The sequence below is a fragment of the Candidatus Latescibacter sp. IFSED24 genome, assembly GCF_058273205.1.
In genome coordinates this window covers 4,505,627-4,522,218 of the sequence record NZ_CM177850.1, presented here as the reverse complement: position 1 = coordinate 4,522,218, position 16,592 = coordinate 4,505,627, and the positions used below count along the sequence as shown (strand labels likewise).

Genomic DNA, 16,592 nt, shown 5'->3' with positions numbered 1-16,592 from the left:
ACTGACTTCACGACAACGATCGGCGGGTGGCCCGGACGGGAGGGGCCGGGTTCACCGCCGGGAGCCATAGAATGCAGGCAGGCGGATGGGTGGTTTCACGACGAGGACGATTCTTGCTTGAGCGGTCTGCTGGATGGGCGGTGTTCGGGATGCTGATGGCGAAGATGGGCATGCTGCCCATGATCGGCAAGATGGTCGGCGCGCCCACCGTGGCGGCCGGCTGATCACGGGACGGATCAGCGGCCTGGTGATGGGCCTGGTTTACGACCTGGTGCTGCGGCGACTCGCCAGCGGGCGGTCGACTGCGGTCCAGGCGCCAAGGGAGGCGGAGGTCGTGGCCTAGCAGGGATTGGCCACGGCCGGCGGGCCGACGGGACACCGGTCCGCCGCCTCCGCTTGCACGGCAGGCCGGCTCCACTGCTGGAGCCGGCCTGCACCGTGGTTGCCCGGGCGGGACGGCCCGAGAATATCCTGAAAATACCCGTGCAATTCTGGTATATTGATCGGGTTGGCGACGCCCCCCTCATCGCCCAATGCGGAGGTCGCCTGGTGGAGCCTGATCTCGGCATCCTGCTGGCCACGGCAGCAACCATCGGCCTGGTGCACACCCTCACCGGACCCGATCACTACGTGCCGTTCGTCGTGGTCGGGCGCGCTCGTGGCTGGTCCCTGCCCCGGACCCTGGCCGTGACCCTGGTCTGCGGCGTCGGGCACGTGCTCGGTTCGGTGGTCCTGGGACTGGTGGGCATCGCCCTCGGGCTGGCGGTCCACCGGCTCGAGATGATCGAGGGGGTGCGTGGCGACATCGCCGGCTGGCTGCTCATCTCCTTCGGCCTGGTCTACACGGCCTGGGGACTGCGTCGAGCGCAGCGACGGCGACCGCACCTCCACGAGCACGTCCACTCCGACGGCACGCGCCACACCCATCGCCATGTCCATGTCCACGAGCACTCCCATGTCCACGACCGGGCGGGCGCACGCGAACTCACTCCCTGGATCCTGTTCGTCATCTTCGTCCTCGGTCCCTGCGAGCCCTTGATCCCGATCCTCATGTTCCCGGCAGCCAGGGCGAGCACGGTCGGCCTGATCCTGGTCACCGTGGTCTTCGGAATCGTCACCATCGGCACCATGCTGGCGGTGGTGGCGCTGACCGCCCACGGCATCCGGTTGGTGTCGCTGCAGCCGATCGAACGCTACACCCACGCCCTGGCCGGCACGACCATCCTGGCCAGCGGGCTGGCCATCCGCTTCCTGGGGTGGTGACCATGCACGAACTGGCCCTGGCAGTGAACATTTTGGAGATCGCCACCGAGCAGGCACGAGCGGCGACAGCCACGGTGATCCGGCGCATCGAGGTGGAGGTCGGAGAGCTGGCCGGCGTCGAGACCGAGGCGCTGGCTTTCGGTTTCGAACTCGCCCGGCAGGGCACCCCCGCCGCCGAGGCTCGGCTGGAGATCAAGGAGATCCCCGGGCGCGGCCGATGTGCACGGTGCGGCCGGGAGGGACCGGTGAGCTTGCCCGTGTCCGGCTGCGCGGCCTGCCGGTGCGGGGTGGAGATCATCCAGGGTCGCGAGCTGCGCGTCCTCTGCATCGATGTCGACTGAACCGGCCGGGCGGATCCGGCCTCGAGAACTGGAGAGACCATGTGCGACACCTGCGGCTGCGGCCAGACCACCGAAACCGGGAGCCGGACCCTGCGCGTCCAGCAGGATGTCCTCGCGCGCAACGACGAGCTGGCCCGCCATAATCGCGAACACTTCGCCGCGCGGGGCATCCTCGCCGTGAACCTGGTCTCGTCGCCGGGAGCCGGCAAGACGACGCTGCTCGAGAAGACACTCGACTCCCTGCGCGGCCAGGCCCCGACCGCGGTGATCGTCGGCGATCCGCAGACCACCAATGACGCCGACCGCATGGCCCGCACCGGCGCCCCCGCGATCCAGATCAACACCGGCCAGGGCTGCCACCTCGACGCGGGCCAGGTGCACCGGGCCTGCCACCGCCTCGATCCAGCGCCGGGCACCGTCCTCTTCGTGGAGAACGTGGGCAACCTGGTCTGCCCCGCGCTCTTCGACCTGGGCGAGGCGGTCCGGGTGGTCCTGGTCAGCGTCACCGAGGGTGACGACAAGCCACTCAAGTACCCCACCATGTTCGCCGGCAGCGACCTCTGCCTGATCACCAAGATCGACCTGTTGCCCCACGTGGACTTCACGGTGGCGCGCTGCCAGGAGCACGCGCGGGCGGCCAATCCTGGGCTGTCGTGCCTGACACTGTCGGCCAGGACCGGCGAGGGAATGGCGGCGTGGTACGAATGGCTCGCCGCGCTCCAGGCTCGCGTGGCGAAGTCGCCATGACAGCCCGCCGCCAGCGCCTGCTGGTCGACGGCGTGGTCCAGGGCGTTGGTTTCCGTCCATTCGTCTACCAGCTGGCCCGAGACGAGGCCCTCACCGGATTCGTGTCCAACACCAGCGACGGCGTGGTGATCGAGGTCGAGGGCCACCCGGCCAACCTGGAACGCTTCATCCGACGCCTCGAGGCCGAAGCGCCGGCCCTGGCCCGATTGCTCTCCCTCACCGTGGAGGACGCGCCCCTCGCCGGAGACCGCGACTTCGTCATCCGTCCGTCGCGCCATACTCCCGGCACCCGCACCCTGATCCCCCCCGACGTGGCCACCTGCGGCGAATGTCGAGCCGAGATCCTCGACCCCGACGACCGTCGGCACGGCTACGCCTTCACGAATTGCACCAACTGCGGACCGCGCTGGACCATCGTCGGTCGCATCCCCTACGACCGACCCTGGACCTCCATGGCGGTCTTCCCCATGTGTGACGCCTGCCAGCGGGAATACGACGACCCCGCCGACCGCCGCTTTCACGCCCAGCCCAACGCCTGTCCGGCCTGCGGCCCGCGCCTCTGGCTGATCGACCCCGCGGCGCCCGAACGCGACCGCGGCCAGCCCATCGCCGACGCCGCGCAGGTCCTGGCCGACGGCCGCATCCTCGCGGTCAAGGGCCTCGGCGGCTTCCACCTCGCCGTCCGCGCCGATCAGGAAGCCGCGGTCGTCCGGCTGCGCCAGCGCAAACACCGCGAGGCCAAACCGCTGGCGGTGATGGTCGCCGACCTCGCGGTGGCCCGCCGGCTCGCCATCCTCACGCCTGCCGAGGCAGAGCTCCTCACCGCTCCCCAGTCACCCATCGTGCTGGTGACGGCGCGGACCGCGGCGAGGTCGGCCATCGCCGCGGCCGTGGCGCCAGGACACCGGCGACTGGGCTGCCTGCTGCCGTACACTCCGCTGCACCATCTGCTCATGGCAGCGCTGGGCAAGCTGGGCATCGAGGCCGTGGTCCTGACCAGCGGCAATGCCGGCCAGGAACCCATCTGCCTCGACAATCGCGAGGCCCGGTCGCGCCTCGAGGACATCGCCGACGCCTGGCTGATGCACGACCGCGACATCCTGCGCCGGGCCGACGACAGCGTGGTCCAGGTCGTGGGAGACCACCCGCTGCTGCACCGCCGCAGCCGTGGCCATGCGCCGTTGCCCATCGCGGTGGCCGACGGGACCGGGACCTGCGTGCTCGCCCTGGGCGGCGATCTCAAGAACGTGGTGGGCGTGCTGAAGGACAGCCGCGTCTTCCTGAGCCCCCACGTGGGGGATCTCGAGAACCGCCAGGCCCACGACTTCTTCCTGGCGACCATCACGAACCTGCAGCAGCTCCTCGAGTGCAAGCCCGCGGTCATCGCCCACGATCTGCACCCCGGCTACTTCGGCACACGCTGGGCCCATGGCCCCATCAACCGCGATCGACAGCGGATCCCGGTCCAGCATCATCACGCCCACCTCGTGGCGGTGCTGGCCGAACATCAGCACCCCGGCCCCGCCATCGGCCTGATCCTCGACGGCACGGGCTACGGACCAGACGGCACCATCTGGGGCGGCGAGATCCTGGTGGGCGACGCCGCAGGCTACCGGCGCGCCGGCCATCTGGAGACCGTGCCGCTGCCCGGCGGAGACGCCGCCATCCGGGCGCCCTGGCGAACCGCCGTGGCCTACCTCCGCCACGCCTACGGCGACGAACCGAGCCGCTGGCCGCGCCTGTCCTGGCTGGCCAGGCAGCCCGTCGGACCGGTCCTGGAGATGTTGCGGCAACGGATCAACTCGCCGCTGACCAGCAGTTGCGGCCGGCTCTTCGACGCCGTGGCGGCGCTGACCGGACGCTGGGCCGACAGCGAATACGAGGCGCAGGCGGCCATGGAGTTCATGGCCCTGGCCGACACCGCGGACCTGGCGGCAGCCGTCGCCTGGCCGGGCATGATGGCGGAGTCCGATCTGGACCAGGAGCCCCTGGTGATCCCAGTGATCGGCCTCGTACGGGCCGCGACCGAAGCCGTGGCCGCCAGGGTCGCCCCCTCGCTGATCAGCGCCCAGTTCCACCGGACCCTGGCCGACGTGCTGGTGGCGGCGGTGTCCCGGATCAGTCAGGCGACCGGCCTGCGGGACGTGGTCCTGGCCGGCGGCGTGTTCCAGAACGAGCTGTTGCTGGTCGCCGTGGAAGACGCGCTGACGGCGGCGGCGTTGCGACCGCTCCGGCCGCGTCTGGTACCTCCCGGCGATGGTGCGCTCGCGCTGGGGCAGGCCATGGTGGCGGCCCGGTCGGCCGGCCGGAACGGTTCGACCGCGAGCCGGCCTCGTGCCTAATCGCCGCGAGCCTCCTCGCGCGCGAGCTCCTCGCAGAGGATCGAGAGGTTGCACCGCATGACCACCAGATCCTGCATCTCCCCCTGCATGTCCTGCACGTGATCGGGGAGCAGGAACTCCTCGCGGAAACCCAGCTTGCGGAAGATCTCGCGCGCGGCCCTCTGTGGGCGGAGCATGCGGACGTTGATTCGCGCAATGTCGTGCTGGTTGGCGATGACGAAGAGCTGTCGCGCCAGGCAGAGGCCGAGGCCCACGCGGCGGAACTCCGGCGCCACGATGAGCCGGATCTGCGCGCTCTTGACGCCCCAGCCGTAGCGTTCGTGCTCGAACGAGCCATCGGCCACGATCTCGCCATCGTGATCCGCCACCACGCGCTCGACCAGCGGCGAAGCGGCCTCCAGGATCCGCTCGGCCACCACCGCCCGCTGGGTCACGTCGCGGCGCAGATACCGGCGTTCGGCGGGGTCGAGACGATTGAAGAAGCTGTACGACCGCTCCAGATCCGTCTCCTGCAACGGGCGCAGAACCACCGAGCGGCCATCCTTCAGAATGATCGTGCGTTCCATGGGCGACCTCCTGGTTGCTCCCGTGTATACTGGTTCCTGTCTTGAGACCGAGGAGGTCGTGGCGTGGAAATCATGAAGTGTCCTCAGTGTGGTCACGAGAATCCGGTGGCGACGGTCGAGGACGAGGTCCGCAAGTTCCTCTGTCGCCACTGCGGCATGGCCTACTATGGCCCCGACGGCTGCATCACCGATCCGGACCGACCGCGGCCGCGCACCGACGGGTCCTGAGCGGGGCGGGTGCCAGCAGCCGCCGGACGGCCGCCAGGGCGAGCCGCCGACACCCGGGGTAGCGCCGCGCCAGGACCGGCGTCAGTTCGCTGCCGAACGTCGTGTCGTCCACCACCTCCACGGCGAACACGTGGATCCGGTCGTCGGCGGGCAGGTCGTGGCCGAGCAGGCGGCCCAGCGCCAGCGCGGTGGCGAAGTTGGCGTCGTGGATGTTGCTCAGATGGGCCGTGGGGCGCAGGTCGGCCGCCGTGAAGCGGTAACAATCGCCGGGGCGCCCCGACCGGGTCCGGATCGCGTCGAACACCATGACGCGCTGATGGCCTTCCAGATATTCGAGCAGGTTGAGGCCGCCGACACTGCATTCGGGCACCACGGTCACGTCCGGCCGTCCGCCCAGCGCCGCACCGACGTCGGTGGCCAGACGTACGCCCACGGCATCGTCGGTGAGGATGGGGTTGCCCATGCCCAGGATCAACGTGCGGGCCGGCATGCCTGGCCTCTCGTCTTGACGCGGCGCCTCAGCTGGCGTCGCGTCGGAAGGTGCGCACCACCGCGCCGCCCTGGACCAGGTCGATCTTCAGCGGCATGCGGCCCGGCAGGCTATGGGTGGCGCAGCTATAACAGGGGTCGAAGGCGCGGAACGCCATCTCCACCAGGTTGAGGATGCCCTGGTCGGGGTCGACGCCGGGCTTGATCATGGTCGCGGCGACCTTGCGGGTCACCATGTGGATGGCAGCGTTGTTGTTGGTGGTGCCGACGATGAGGTTGGCGCTGGTGCAGAGGCCGTCCTCGTCGCAGGTGTAGTGGTGGGTCAGGGTGCCGCGCATGGCCTCGACGATGCCCACGCCCTCGCCGGTGATCCGGTCGGGGACGACGCGGTATTCGGGGCCGGTGATCTCGGGATCGTCGCAGTAACGCTCGAGCATCTCGGTGTTCTGGACCATCTCCACCAGCCGCGCCCAGTGGGCCGCCAGCAGCGCCTTGCACGGCCGGCCGCCCAGGGTGTCGAACATCTCCTCGTAGGCCTCCTGCGCGCGCGGCGTCGCCATGCGCTCGGCCACGTTCAGGCGGCTCAGCGGCGTGGCGGTGTAGAGGCTGGTTTCCCGACCCTCCACGAAGCCCTGCCAGCCGCGTTGCTTGAGGTAGGGGAACTTGAGGTAGGTCCAGGGCTCGACGTGCTCGGCCACGTATTCGGCGTACTCCTCGGGCGCGTACTTGCAGATCTCGTAGCCCTCGAAGTCCACCACCCGGACCTGGCCGTCGTAGAAGTTGGGAGCGTTGTTCTCGTCCACCAGGCCCATGTTGTGGACATCGAGGGTGTAGGGTCCGTTGAGGATGAGGTCGACATACTCGGGATTGCCCAGGACCACGTCGCGGAACAACTGCAGCGAGAACTGCACGAACGAGGTGAGATTTTCCACGAGGGGCCTGATCTCGGCCAGCTCGTCGACGGACAGCCCCTTGGACACCCCGCCGGGCAGGCACCAGACCGGATGGGTGGAGCGGCCGCCGAGGATGGTCTGGATCCGCTGGGCCTGTGACCGCGCGGTGATGACCTGTTCGCCGATCTCGCGCCCCACCGTGGCCACCACCCCGAGGATGTTGCGCACGGCGGGGTCGGCCCCCGGACCGACCACGAAGTCGGGCGCCGCCAGCGCGTAGAAGTGGGCGATGTGGCTGTGGATGTAATGGGCGTGGTAGTACATGTCGCGGAGCTTGGTGGCCAGCGGCGGGATCTGACCGCCGAAGCAGCCGTCCACCGCCTTGGCGCTGGCCATGTGATGGCTGGCCGGGCAGACGCCGCAGATCCGGGTCACGATGCGCGGCAGCTCCTCGATGGGGCGCCCCTCCACGAAGCGCTCGAATCCGCGCAGCTCGGGGATCTGGAAATAGCAGTCCTCCACCGCGCCATCGTCGTCGAGGAAGATCTGGATCTTGCCGTGGCCTTCGAGCCGCGTGATCGGGTCGATGGTGATCTGACGTGTCATCTCACAGACTCCTCAGGCTCTGCTCCAGGGTGCCGGACGGCAGCCCGAACCGGTAGGCGTAACCCATGATGTCGGGGATCTCGTCGATGATCGCGGTGATCTCCTCGGGGTCCTGGCTGTCGATGATCGAGGCCACGGCGCTGATCAGCTTGGCGCCCTGGTCGCGGACGTTGGGCGCCGGGCCGTAGCAGCCCCGGCACGGCATGCCGCTGTCGGGACAGCGGACGCCGCAGCCCGAGCGGGTCACCGAACCGGCGCAGACGATGCCCTGCTCGAGCAGGCAGCGCTCGGGGTCCTGGATCACCTGCCACGGCCGCCGGAAACGCTGGACCTTCTTCTCTTCCTTGCGCCGCTGGCAGTCGTCGCAGAGCGTGCGCTCGCCCGCGCCCACCACCGACCCCGCCGGTGGCAGCGCTCCCTGCGCCACCGCCAGCAGCACCGCCTCCACCTGGGCGGGCGCCGGCGGACAGCCCGGGACGAAGTAGTCCACCGCGACCACGTCGGACAGCCGGTGGACCCGCCGGTAGAAACGGGGGATCTCGAGGGTGCCGGCCGCCACCTTCTTCTCCACGACCGGCAAGGTCACGTTGTCTTCTTCCAGCGAGGGGTTGTCGAGATAGGCCCGGTGGAAGATCTCCTCGCGGCTGGCATCGTTGGCCAGGCCGGGGATGCCGCCGAGATGGGCGCACGAACCCAGGGCCACCAGCACCTTGGCCTTGCGCCGCAGGAGCTCGGCGACGTGATGGTTCTCGCTGTTGCGGACCGCTCCGTTGAACAGGGCCAGGTCGAGCTCGCCGTCGGCCATGGCCTCCAGATCGGCATACTTGCCGTCGACCGCGATGGGCCAGAAGCGGATGTCGGCCACCTCGGCCAGGGTCAGGATGAACGCGTCGGTGTCGAGGACGGCGACGTCGCAGCCGCCGCACGCGGCGCCCCAGTAGAGCGCCACCTGGAGCTTCCGATCAGCCATGGCTCACCTCCGGCGCGATGCGGTCGTGGGCCCTTGCGGGCTGGGGGAACGTCTCGAGGTCGAAGCCCACCTCGCGCCGGAGATGGGGTCCGAGTTCGAAACGGCCGAGGGGGCGCACCTGCTCGATCATCTCGTCGACGATGCGGGCGAAGCGCTCGCCCTCGCTGGCCGAGACCCAGTCGAGCCGGAGCCGGCGCTCGTCGATGCCATAGTCGAGCAGGAGCCGCTTGAGCAGCAGGAAGCGGCGCAACGCCTTGTAGTTGCCCTCGAGATAGTGGCAATCCCCGGGGTGGCAGCCGCAGATCAGCACCCCGTCGGCCCCGGACGCGAAGGCCTGGACCACGAAAGTGGGATCGACCCGGCCCGAGCACATGACGCGGATGACGCGCAGGTTCGGCTGGTGCTTGATCCGCGCGGTGCCCGCCAGATCGGCGCCGGTGTACGAGCACCAGTTGCACAGAAAGCCTACGATGGTTGGTTCGAAGCCCATGCCAGCACTCCTTCGATCTGCTCGAGAATCTGCTCGTCGGTGAAATGACGCGCCGTGATGGCCCCCGAGGGGCACGCCGCCACGCAGGTGCCGCACGCCTTGCAGAGCGCGCTCTGCACCGAGCTGCGGCTCTTCTCCTCGTCGTAATGGATGGCGGTGTAGGGGCACAGCTCGTTGCACATGCGGCAGCCCGAGCACAGCTCCTCGTCCACCTCGGCGAAACGCGCGTCCACCTCCACCCGGCCCTGCGCGACGTAGGCCAGGATCATGGCCGCCGCGGCGCGGGCCTGGGCCACGGTGTCGGGGATGTCCTTGGGCGACTGGCAGGCGCCGGCGATGAACACGCCGTCGGTGGCGGTGGAGACAGGCGCCAGCTTGGGATGGCTCTCGATGAACCAGCCCGCGGCGTCCTGGCTGATGCCCACCGTGCGCGCCACCTCGCCGCTGTCGCGCCGCGCCTCCATGCCCACCATGAGGACCACCAGATCGGCGGGCACGTCGATGGTCTCGCCCGACAGCTTCTCGCGCACCTGCAGCAGCAGGCCGCAATCGTCACCGGCATCGGCCGGCCGCACCTGGGGAATCTCGTCCTTCTCGTACATGAGGAACATGGTCTTCAGCTCGCTCGTGCGGCGGTAGAGGTCCTCGCCGCCCTTGCCGAACGAGAGCATGTCCACGTAGACGTCGGTGACCATGGCCTCGGGGATGGCCGACTTGATCTCGTGGCCGTACTTGAGCGCGGTCATGCAGCAGACCCGCGAGCAATAGCCGTGGTACCTGGCGCTGCGCGAGCCCACGCAGTGGACGATGGACACGTAGCGCGGCACCCGGCCGTCGGCGGTCTCCAGCTTGCCGCTGCGCAGCCGCTGCTCCAGCTCGAACGACGTGATCACGTCGGGCAGCTTGCCGTAGCCCAGGCTCTCCACGCGGCAGGCGTCGAACTCGCGATAACCGGTGCAGACCACTACCCCGCCCACCAGCCGGTGCTGACGCTGCCCCTGGCCGCTCAATACCGTGGCGGTGAAGTTGCCGACGAAGCCGACCAGCTCCTCCAGCCGCGTGTCCAGCAGCACCTCGATCCGCGGACTCTTCTGCACCGCGGCGATCTTCTCGGCCAGGATGTCCCGGGCCGAGTCCAGGTACGGCGCGGTCAGGTCCACGCGCCCCACGTTGCCGCCCAGCCGGGTCTCCTTCTCCACCAGGTGCACCTGCTGTCCCGCCTCGGCCAGCTCCAGCGCCACCGTCAGGCCGGCGATGCCGCCGCCCAGGACCAGGGTGGCCGGGTTGTACGGCGCCTCCTCCTTCTCCAGCGGCTGGTGATGGCGGACCCGGTTGATGGCGGCGTGGGTCAGGTCGGCGGCCTTGCGCGTGGCGGCCACCGGATCCTCGTGGACCCAGCTGCACTGTTCGCGGATGTTGGCCATCTCGAGCATGTACGGGTTCAGCCCCCCCGCCTCCAGCGCCTTGCGGAAAGTGGGCTCGTGCATGCGCGGGCTGCAGGCGGCCACCACCACCCGGTCGAGCATCATCTCCTTGATGTCGTGGACGATCATCTCCTGGCCCGGATTGGAGCACATGTACTTGTAGGTCCGCGCGCACACCACTCCGGGCAGGTCGCGCACCTGGGCGCACACCTGGTCGCAATCGACGACCTTGGCGATGTTCGTCCCGCAGTTGCAGATGTAGACGCCGATACGGCAATCGTCGTTCATCTCAGCCTCCTCAGGCGATCTGCGGCGCCACCGCCGGTGGTTGCTCGCTGTCTACAGCCTCCCGAACCGCCGCCTCGCGCACGGCCGACAGGTACATGGCCAGCGGCCGGTATGCCATGTGCGACCACTTGCTGAACGGGACCTCGAGCATGAGCATGGGCACCACGCCCATCATGTGCGCGATGTAGACCACGTTGGCGGCCAGTTCCAGTCCGCTGCGGTGCAGCACGTGCTGGGCGATCCCCGTCACCGTCACCACCAGCAGCAGGATCAGGAAGATCCAGTCGGTCTCGTGCGAGTGCTTGTAATGGGTCTCGGTCCGGCGCAGGCGACCACGCAACGCGAAGATCGTGGTCGTGACCAGGCCCAGGGCCGCGACGTAGCCGAAGCCGTGGACCCACCAGTCGATGGCCGGACCGTGCTGGACGCGGTGCAGGAAGAACATGATCAGGATCAGCATGGTGATGTAGCTCAGCATGAGCGCCAGGTGGATGGCCCAGGGCCGCTTGCGGTCGCACTCGCGGTACCGCTTCTGGGTGAAGAAGTGCAGCGGGATCAGGAACAGCTGTTTCAGGTAGACCAGCGGCGACACGGAGACGCTGCGATCGCTGCCGAGCGTGAACCACCACATGCGCACGCAGTTGATTCCCAGCAGGACCACCAGCAGACTTGCCATGGCCCAGTCGAAGAGGTGGATCTTCTCGGCGGGCAGGAACGCTCCCTCTCCCGAATAGACCGCGAGATCGCCCTGGGCCAGGCCGAACAGCACGAGACCCAGTCCCGTAAGGAGCGCCAGGACCACGATGGCCAGCAACTCCGCACGTGGCGAGCGGTAGAAGAGCGCCGAGATCCCGGTGAAGTCGTAGCGTGAGGTCAGCCAGCGGCGCATGCTCATCATGGTCTCCCCCGGCTCGGCCTCGCGGGGGCATTCGTCGGAGCATTCGCCGCAGTAGTAGCAGAGCCAGGGTTCCAGGGTGCCGCGCAGGCGCGTCTCCAGACCGAGCTGGAGGTAGCGCATGGATTTGCGGGGAAAGAGATAGGGCTCGCGCGAGAATGGGCAGGTGGCGCTGCAGTTGCCGCAGTGGTAGCACTTGACCACGTCCTGGGCCCCGTAGAGCTCGAGTTCGTCGATCAGGTGCGGATTCGCTCTGATGGCCATGGCTCCTCCTACGTACGGGCTGCGGCCAGCCGGGTCGCGCACTGGCCGATATCCGCCGCCGATGGGGCGGCCGGACTGGTCTGGATCGAGCCGCTGATCACACCGCCCAGGACGCGCGCCGCCACCGCCGAGGCCTGGGCCACGGTGTCGGGAATATCCTTGGGTCCCTGGCAGACCCCGGCCACGTGGATCCCGGCACGGTTGGTGGCCGTGGGATCGCTGTTGTAGTTGAGCTCGGTGAACCAGCCGTCCGGTCCCGGCCTGATGCCCAGGATCTCGGCCAGGCGCCGCGTGCCGCGTGCCGGCTCCAGCCCCACGGCCAGCAGCACCATGTCCACCGGGAATTCCATGATGCGGTCGTGGACGATGTCCTCGCCCTTGATGATCATCCGCCCGTCGCGCAGGTCGATCTTGGCCGAGCGGCCACGGATGACGAACACGCCCTCGTCCTTGATCCGCTCGAAGAACTCCTCGTAACCCTTCCCGAAGGCGCGCATGTCGATGTAGAACTGGTAGCAGGTGGCGTCGGGCAGCTTCTCCTTCACCAGATGCGCGAACTTGAGCGAATACATGCAGCAGACGCGCGAGCAGTACGGGTTGTAGTTCTGATCGCGCGACCCCACGCAGTGGATGATGGCCACCGACCGCGGTGCCGGCGCCTCCTCGTCGAACACCCACTCCTCCCGTTTCAGACGCTTGTTCAGGCGTTTGACCCGGGTGACGATCCGACCGCCGGTGGGCCCCGACGCGTTGGTCAGACGCTCGAACTCGAGCGAGGTCAGCACGTTGGGCAACGTCCCGTAGCCATAGCGTTCGATCCGCCCGGCGTCGAAGGTGTCGAAGCCTGTGGCCACGACGATGTTGCCCACACGCCGGTCCTCGGTGCGCGCCTCCTCGTCGAGGTCGATGGCGTCCTTGGGACACTTCTTCACGCAGGCCCCGCACTTCTGGCCCTCGGTCTGGACGTACAGGCAGTGCTCGCCGTCGACCACGTAGGAGTTGGGGATGGCCTGCGGAAACGGCATGTAGATGGCCTTGCGGTCGACGATGCCCTCGTCGAACTCGCTGGGCACCCGGGTGGGGCAGACCTCCATGCAGGCGTGGCAGGCGATGCAGGCCTCGGGATCGACCCGCCGCGCATGGCGCAGGACCTGGACCCGATAGTCGCCGGCCGAGCCGGAGACCGACAGGACCTCGGCGCAGTTCAGGATGTCGATGTTCTCGTGCTGCCCCACGGCCACCATCTTGGGCGTGAGGATGCAGGCGGCGCAGTCCAGCGTGGGGAAGGTCTTGTCGAACATGGCCATGTGGCCGCCGATGGTGGCGGTACGCTCCACCAGGTCGACATGGTAGCCGGCGCTGGCGATGCGCAGCGCGGTCTCGATCCCGGCCACACCGCCACCGATGACCAGCGTGTTGGGATTGACCGGCACGCGCTCGGACGTCGCCGCCAGACCGAAGGGGATGCCGTGGACCGCACAGGCGGTGATGGCCTTGGCCATGGCCAGCAACTCGGAACTGTCGTTGGCCTGGATCTCGCCGAAGGAGGCGAGACGGACCTCGTCGGGATCGCGGTCGGCCGCGGCCATGGCACGGGTGAAGATGGGCTTGAAGTGACCGGGGGATCCCCCACCGAGGACGATCCGCTCGAGGTCGTGCTGCTGGATGAGGGCGACCAGATCCTGCGCGGCGAGCACCGGCCGCTCGCCCAGATCCGCCACCGTCACCACCGCGGGCAAACCCTCGGCGTAGGCCGCGATCTTGGCGATGTCGATCTCCGGCTGGCGCCCCGCACCGGCGCGGCAGAAGAATACCCCGACCCTCTTGATGGACGTCATCAGACCGATCCTTTCTCGACCGCTGCGCAGCGTTGGGCTGCGTGAGCCGGTTGGCCAGAAAGGAGTCGGGCGATGCGTCCTGCGGTGTCTGGTGTTCCTGCAGCGGTGTCGAGGCTTCCTGGCTGGCTTGTTGGCCAACTGGGCGATTTAGGACCCTCATGATCCGCCCGGAGATCCTATCATTGCGCTGTCATCCCATCAAGCGATTTTATCAAATATTTAACAGGACAAATGCACATAAACGGCCTTTATTGGCCCCGCAGGGCTGTATCGCTCAATCAAGCCACCGATATTCACGATATATATGTTAAAGATATCACAATAACTGTCCACCCAACCCGCTGAAAATAGATAATTTACAGTGAAATAGTATTGCTTTCATCAATTTCAATTCGAACGACCCTCTTGCCCTGACATCCATTCCGGGGCATGCTCGTGGCCAAGACCACGCTCGCAGCCGAAGGAGTCGCCATGTGCCTGGCCATCCCCGGCAAGATCCTCGAGCGCTTCCTGGACCAGGACCTGCCCATGGGTCTGCTCGATGTCTCCGGCGCCAGGGTCCGCACCTGCCTGGCGCTGACTCCCGATGCCCGGGAAGGAGACTGGGTCATCGTCCATGCCGGGTTCGCCCTGCAGATGCTCGACGAGGCCGAGGCCCGGGCCACCCTGGACGAGATCGCACGCCTCGCAGCGGTGGCCGATCCGGACACCGTGCCCCCGCCATGAAGTATCTCGACGAGTTCCGCGACCCGGCCCTGGCGCGCCGCCTCCTCGCCGCCATCGCCGACACGGTCACCCGGCCCTGGGTGATCATGGAGGTCTGCGGAGGTCAGACCCACGCGATCCTGCGCCACGGTCTCGATCAGCTCCTGCCGTCAGGCATCAGCCTGGTCCATGGTCCCGGCTGCCCGGTATGCGTCACTCCGCTGGAGACGCTGGATCGAGCCCTGGCGCTGGCCGGACGACCCGAGGTGATCCTGACCTCGTTCGGCGACATGCTGCGCGTCCCGGGCAGCCGCGGCAGCCTGCTCGACGCGCGTGCGCGGGGCGGGGATGTGCGGGTGGTGGATTCGCCCCTGGCGGCGCTCCAGCTCGCCCGCCAGGACCACGGACGCGAGGTCGTCTTCCTGGCCGTGGGGTTCGAGACCACGGCACCGGCCACGGCGCTGGTGGTCAGGACGGTCGCCGCCGCGGGCCTGACCAACTTCAGCGTGCTCTGCTCCCATGTCCTGGTGATCCCGGCCATGGCCGCCATCCTCGCCGCGCCGGACAACCGGGTGCAGGGATTCCTGGCCGCGGGCCACGCCTGCACGGTCACGGGCTGGCAGCCCTACAGCGAACTGTCCCGCACCTTCGGCGTGCCCATCGTCGCCACCGGATTCGAACCGCTGGACATCCTCTCGGGAATCCTCGGTGTGGTGCGGCGGCTCGAGACCCGCCGGCCGGACGTGGAGAACCGTTACCAGCGCGTCGTGCAACGCGACGGCAACCCCACCGCCCGGGCGCTGATCGACGAGGTCTTCACCGTCTGCGATCGCCGGTGGCGCGGGATCGGCAACATCCCCGCCAGCGGGCTGTGCCTTCGTGATGAATTCGCCGCCTACGATGCGGAGCGGAAGTTCTCCGTGGCGGCGATCCGCCCGCAGGAGGCCGCGACCTGCCTCAGCGGTCAGATCCTCCAGGGCCTGCGGCGTCCCGACCAGTGTCCGGCCTTCGGCCGTGAGTGCACTCCCACCACGCCGCTGGGCGCCACCATGGTCTCGAGCGAGGGCGCCTGCGCCGCATACTGGCAACACGCCCGACCCGACCGGAGGAGCGGGGAACCATGAACGACCGGCGCGAGATCACGCCCCACGGGTACCCCGTCACGGGCCTGGATCGAGTCACGATCCAGCTCGCCCACGGCGCGGGTGGTCGCCAGAGCAACGACCTGGTCGCGCAGGTGATCCTCCCCCGCTTCCAGTGCGCCGAACTGGCTCGTCTCGAAGACCAGGCGGTACTCGCCCGACCACCGGGCCGGCTGGCCATCTCCACCGACACCTTCGTGGTGGACCCGATCTTCTTTCCCGGCGGCGACATCGGCGACCTGGCGGTCAACGGGACCGTCAACGACGTGGCCATGTGCGGCGCCGTGCCCCAGGTCCTGACCGTGGGCCTGGTGCTGGAGGAAGGCCTGCCCCTGGCGGATCTCGAGCGGATCCTCGACTCCATGGCCGCGGCGGCGCGGCGGGCCGGCGTGCGCGTGGTGGCCGGCGACACCAAGGTGGTCCCCCGCGGCGCCTGCGATCGGATCTTCATCAACACCACCGGACTGGGCCTGGTCCCCGACGGCGTCGACCTGGGCGCCGACAACCTGGCAGCCGGCGACGCCCTCCTGCTCTCGGGCACCCTCGCCGATCACGGCATGGCGGTGCTGACACGGCGTGAAGGCCTCAGTTTCGCCAGCGACATCCACAGCGACACCGCCGCCCTCTCGGGACTGGTGGCCGAACTGCTGGCCGCCTGTCCCGGCCTGAAGGCCCTGCGCGACCCCACCCGCGGCGGCCTCGCCACGACCCTGAACGAATTCGCCGCCGCCAGCGGCGTGGGCATCCGGTTCGACGAGGGTGCGCTGCCGGTGCGCCCCGCGGTCCGGGGGGCGTGCGAGCTGCTGGGGCTCGACCCCCTGCATGTGGCCAACGAGGGCAAGCTGGTGGCCGTGGTGCCCGGGGACCAGGTCGAGCGAGCGCTGGCGGCCATGCGCGCCCATGAGCACGGTCGCGAGGCCGTGATGATCGGCACCGTGACCGCCGACCACCCGGGCACCGTCGTCGCCTGCACCAGCCTGGGCGCCGAACGGATCATTCCCATGCCGCTGGGCGAGCTGCTGCCCCGGATCTGCTGAAACGGCTGCGAGCTGGTGCGCAATTATTCAACAGCCCACGAAGTGAGGGCCCGGGCAACCGCCC

At 68.7% G+C, this 16,592-nt stretch carries 16 protein-coding genes; 8 read left to right on the top strand and 8 right to left on the bottom strand.

From position 1 onward, the window contains the following. Positions 1 to 549: 549 nt before the first annotated feature. From IFSED24_RS18035 to hypF, 4 genes are read left to right on the top strand one after another with little or no spacing between them, the layout of a single operon-like run. On the top strand, positions 550 to 1,263 hold the full coding sequence (locus IFSED24_RS18035) for a sulfite exporter TauE/SafE family protein (protein WP_491332876.1): 714 nt from the start codon (positions 550 to 552) through the stop codon (positions 1,261 to 1,263). A 2-nt stretch (positions 1,264 to 1,265) separates the two neighbouring features. Continuing rightward, positions 1,266 to 1,604, top strand: a complete 339-nt coding sequence (locus IFSED24_RS18030) for a hydrogenase maturation nickel metallochaperone HypA/HybF (protein WP_491332875.1) — start codon at positions 1,266 to 1,268, stop codon at positions 1,602 to 1,604. 39 nt (positions 1,605 to 1,643) lie between these two features. Further along, entirely contained in the window at positions 1,644 to 2,351 is a 708-nt protein-coding gene (gene hypB / locus IFSED24_RS18025; RefSeq protein ID WP_491332874.1) for a hydrogenase nickel incorporation protein HypB, read from the top strand. Continuing rightward, the gene (gene hypF / locus IFSED24_RS18020; RefSeq protein ID WP_491332873.1) at positions 2,348 to 4,693 is read left to right on the top strand and encodes a carbamoyltransferase HypF; all 2,346 of its coding nucleotides are present in this window, start codon (positions 2,348 to 2,350) and stop codon (positions 4,691 to 4,693) included. The genes hypB and hypF overlap by 4 nt, the downstream gene beginning before the upstream one ends. On the opposite strand, the gene IFSED24_RS18015 is transcribed toward hypF, so the two are convergent. Continuing rightward, positions 4,690 to 5,259 (bottom strand): GNAT family N-acetyltransferase, encoded by a 570-nt coding sequence (locus IFSED24_RS18015; RefSeq protein ID WP_491332872.1) that lies wholly within the window; start codon positions 5,257 to 5,259, stop codon positions 4,690 to 4,692. The two genes, hypF and IFSED24_RS18015, sit on opposite strands and share 4 nt — an antisense overlap. Positions 5,260 to 5,322: 63 nt before the next feature. On the opposite strand from IFSED24_RS18015, the gene IFSED24_RS18010 reads away from it, so the two are divergent. Next, the gene (locus IFSED24_RS18010) at positions 5,323 to 5,487 is read left to right on the top strand and encodes a hypothetical protein (protein ID WP_491332871.1); all 165 of its coding nucleotides are present in this window, start codon (positions 5,323 to 5,325) and stop codon (positions 5,485 to 5,487) included. Here the strand turns inward: IFSED24_RS18010 and IFSED24_RS18005 are convergent. The 7 genes from IFSED24_RS18005 to IFSED24_RS17975 are packed head-to-tail and all read right to left on the bottom strand — an operon-like array spanning position 5,444 to position 13,644. Then, on the bottom strand, positions 5,444 to 5,977 hold the full coding sequence (locus IFSED24_RS18005; protein WP_491332870.1) for a hydrogenase maturation protease: 534 nt from the start codon (positions 5,975 to 5,977) through the stop codon (positions 5,444 to 5,446). The two genes, IFSED24_RS18010 and IFSED24_RS18005, sit on opposite strands and share 44 nt — an antisense overlap. 28 nt (positions 5,978 to 6,005) lie before the next feature. Further along, complete coding sequence (locus IFSED24_RS18000; protein WP_491332869.1) at positions 6,006 to 7,475, bottom strand: Ni/Fe hydrogenase subunit alpha; 1,470 nt, start codon at positions 7,473 to 7,475, stop codon at positions 6,006 to 6,008. Between the two features lies 1 nt (position 7,476). After that, on the bottom strand, positions 7,477 to 8,445 hold the full coding sequence (locus IFSED24_RS17995; RefSeq protein WP_491332868.1) for an NADH-quinone oxidoreductase subunit B family protein: 969 nt from the start codon (positions 8,443 to 8,445) through the stop codon (positions 7,477 to 7,479). Continuing rightward, entirely contained in the window at positions 8,438 to 8,935 is a 498-nt protein-coding gene (locus IFSED24_RS17990) for a hydrogenase iron-sulfur subunit (RefSeq protein WP_491332867.1), read from the bottom strand. The genes IFSED24_RS17995 and IFSED24_RS17990 overlap by 8 nt, the downstream gene beginning before the upstream one ends. Further along, positions 8,911 to 10,647 carry a CoB--CoM heterodisulfide reductase iron-sulfur subunit A family protein gene (locus IFSED24_RS17985; RefSeq protein ID WP_491332866.1) on the bottom strand — a complete coding sequence of 579 codons (1,737 nt, stop codon included), beginning with the start codon at positions 10,645 to 10,647 and terminating at the stop codon, positions 8,911 to 8,913. Before IFSED24_RS17985 ends, IFSED24_RS17990 begins: the two co-directional genes overlap by 25 nt. A 10-nt stretch (positions 10,648 to 10,657) precedes the next feature. Continuing rightward, on the bottom strand, positions 10,658 to 11,806 hold the full coding sequence (locus IFSED24_RS17980; protein ID WP_491332865.1) for a 4Fe-4S dicluster domain-containing protein: 1,149 nt from the start codon (positions 11,804 to 11,806) through the stop codon (positions 10,658 to 10,660). 8 nt (positions 11,807 to 11,814) lie between these two features. Beyond that, positions 11,815 to 13,644 (bottom strand): 4Fe-4S binding protein, encoded by a 1,830-nt coding sequence (locus IFSED24_RS17975; RefSeq protein WP_491332864.1) that lies wholly within the window; start codon positions 13,642 to 13,644, stop codon positions 11,815 to 11,817. Between the two features lie 471 nt (positions 13,645 to 14,115). On the opposite strand from IFSED24_RS17975, the gene IFSED24_RS17970 reads away from it, so the two are divergent. The 3 genes from IFSED24_RS17970 to hypE are packed head-to-tail and all read left to right on the top strand — an operon-like array spanning position 14,116 to position 16,528. Then, on the top strand, positions 14,116 to 14,370 hold the full coding sequence (locus IFSED24_RS17970) for a HypC/HybG/HupF family hydrogenase formation chaperone (RefSeq protein WP_491332863.1): 255 nt from the start codon (positions 14,116 to 14,118) through the stop codon (positions 14,368 to 14,370). After that, positions 14,367 to 15,473 (top strand): hydrogenase formation protein HypD, encoded by a 1,107-nt coding sequence (gene hypD, locus IFSED24_RS17965; RefSeq protein WP_491332862.1) that lies wholly within the window; start codon positions 14,367 to 14,369, stop codon positions 15,471 to 15,473. The genes IFSED24_RS17970 and hypD overlap by 4 nt, the downstream gene beginning before the upstream one ends. Next, entirely contained in the window at positions 15,470 to 16,528 is a 1,059-nt protein-coding gene (gene hypE / locus IFSED24_RS17960; protein ID WP_491332861.1) for a hydrogenase expression/formation protein HypE, read from the top strand. Before hypD ends, hypE begins: the two co-directional genes overlap by 4 nt. Positions 16,529 to 16,592: the final 64 nt, after the last annotated feature.

Excerpts from the sequence above, each read along its gene's own strand:
- IFSED24_RS18030 (WP_491332875.1), top strand. The coding sequence starts at position 1,266 with ATGCACGAACTGGCCCTGGCAGTGAACATTTTGGAGATCGCCACCGAG.
- hypB (WP_491332874.1), top strand. The coding sequence starts at position 1,644 with ATGTGCGACACCTGCGGCTGCGGCCAGACCACCGAAACCGGGAGCCGG.
- hypF (WP_491332873.1), top strand. The coding sequence starts at position 2,348 with ATGACAGCCCGCCGCCAGCGCCTGCTGGTCGACGGCGTGGTCCAGGGC.
- IFSED24_RS18015 (WP_491332872.1), bottom strand. The coding sequence starts at position 5,259 with ATGGAACGCACGATCATTCTGAAGGATGGCCGCTCGGTGGTTCTGCGC.
- IFSED24_RS18005 (WP_491332870.1), bottom strand. The coding sequence starts at position 5,977 with ATGCCGGCCCGCACGTTGATCCTGGGCATGGGCAACCCCATCCTCACC.
- IFSED24_RS18000 (WP_491332869.1), bottom strand. The coding sequence starts at position 7,475 with ATGACACGTCAGATCACCATCGACCCGATCACGCGGCTCGAAGGCCAC.
- IFSED24_RS17995 (WP_491332868.1), bottom strand. The coding sequence starts at position 8,445 with ATGGCTGATCGGAAGCTCCAGGTGGCGCTCTACTGGGGCGCCGCGTGC.
- IFSED24_RS17990 (WP_491332867.1), bottom strand. The coding sequence starts at position 8,935 with ATGGGCTTCGAACCAACCATCGTAGGCTTTCTGTGCAACTGGTGCTCG.
- IFSED24_RS17985 (WP_491332866.1), bottom strand. The coding sequence starts at position 10,647 with ATGAACGACGATTGCCGTATCGGCGTCTACATCTGCAACTGCGGGACG.
- IFSED24_RS17980 (WP_491332865.1), bottom strand. The coding sequence starts at position 11,806 with ATGGCCATCAGAGCGAATCCGCACCTGATCGACGAACTCGAGCTCTAC.
- IFSED24_RS17975 (WP_491332864.1), bottom strand. The coding sequence starts at position 13,644 with ATGACGTCCATCAAGAGGGTCGGGGTATTCTTCTGCCGCGCCGGTGCG.
- IFSED24_RS17970 (WP_491332863.1), top strand. The coding sequence starts at position 14,116 with ATGTGCCTGGCCATCCCCGGCAAGATCCTCGAGCGCTTCCTGGACCAG.
- hypD (WP_491332862.1), top strand. The coding sequence starts at position 14,367 with ATGAAGTATCTCGACGAGTTCCGCGACCCGGCCCTGGCGCGCCGCCTC.
- hypE (WP_491332861.1), top strand. The coding sequence starts at position 15,470 with ATGAACGACCGGCGCGAGATCACGCCCCACGGGTACCCCGTCACGGGC.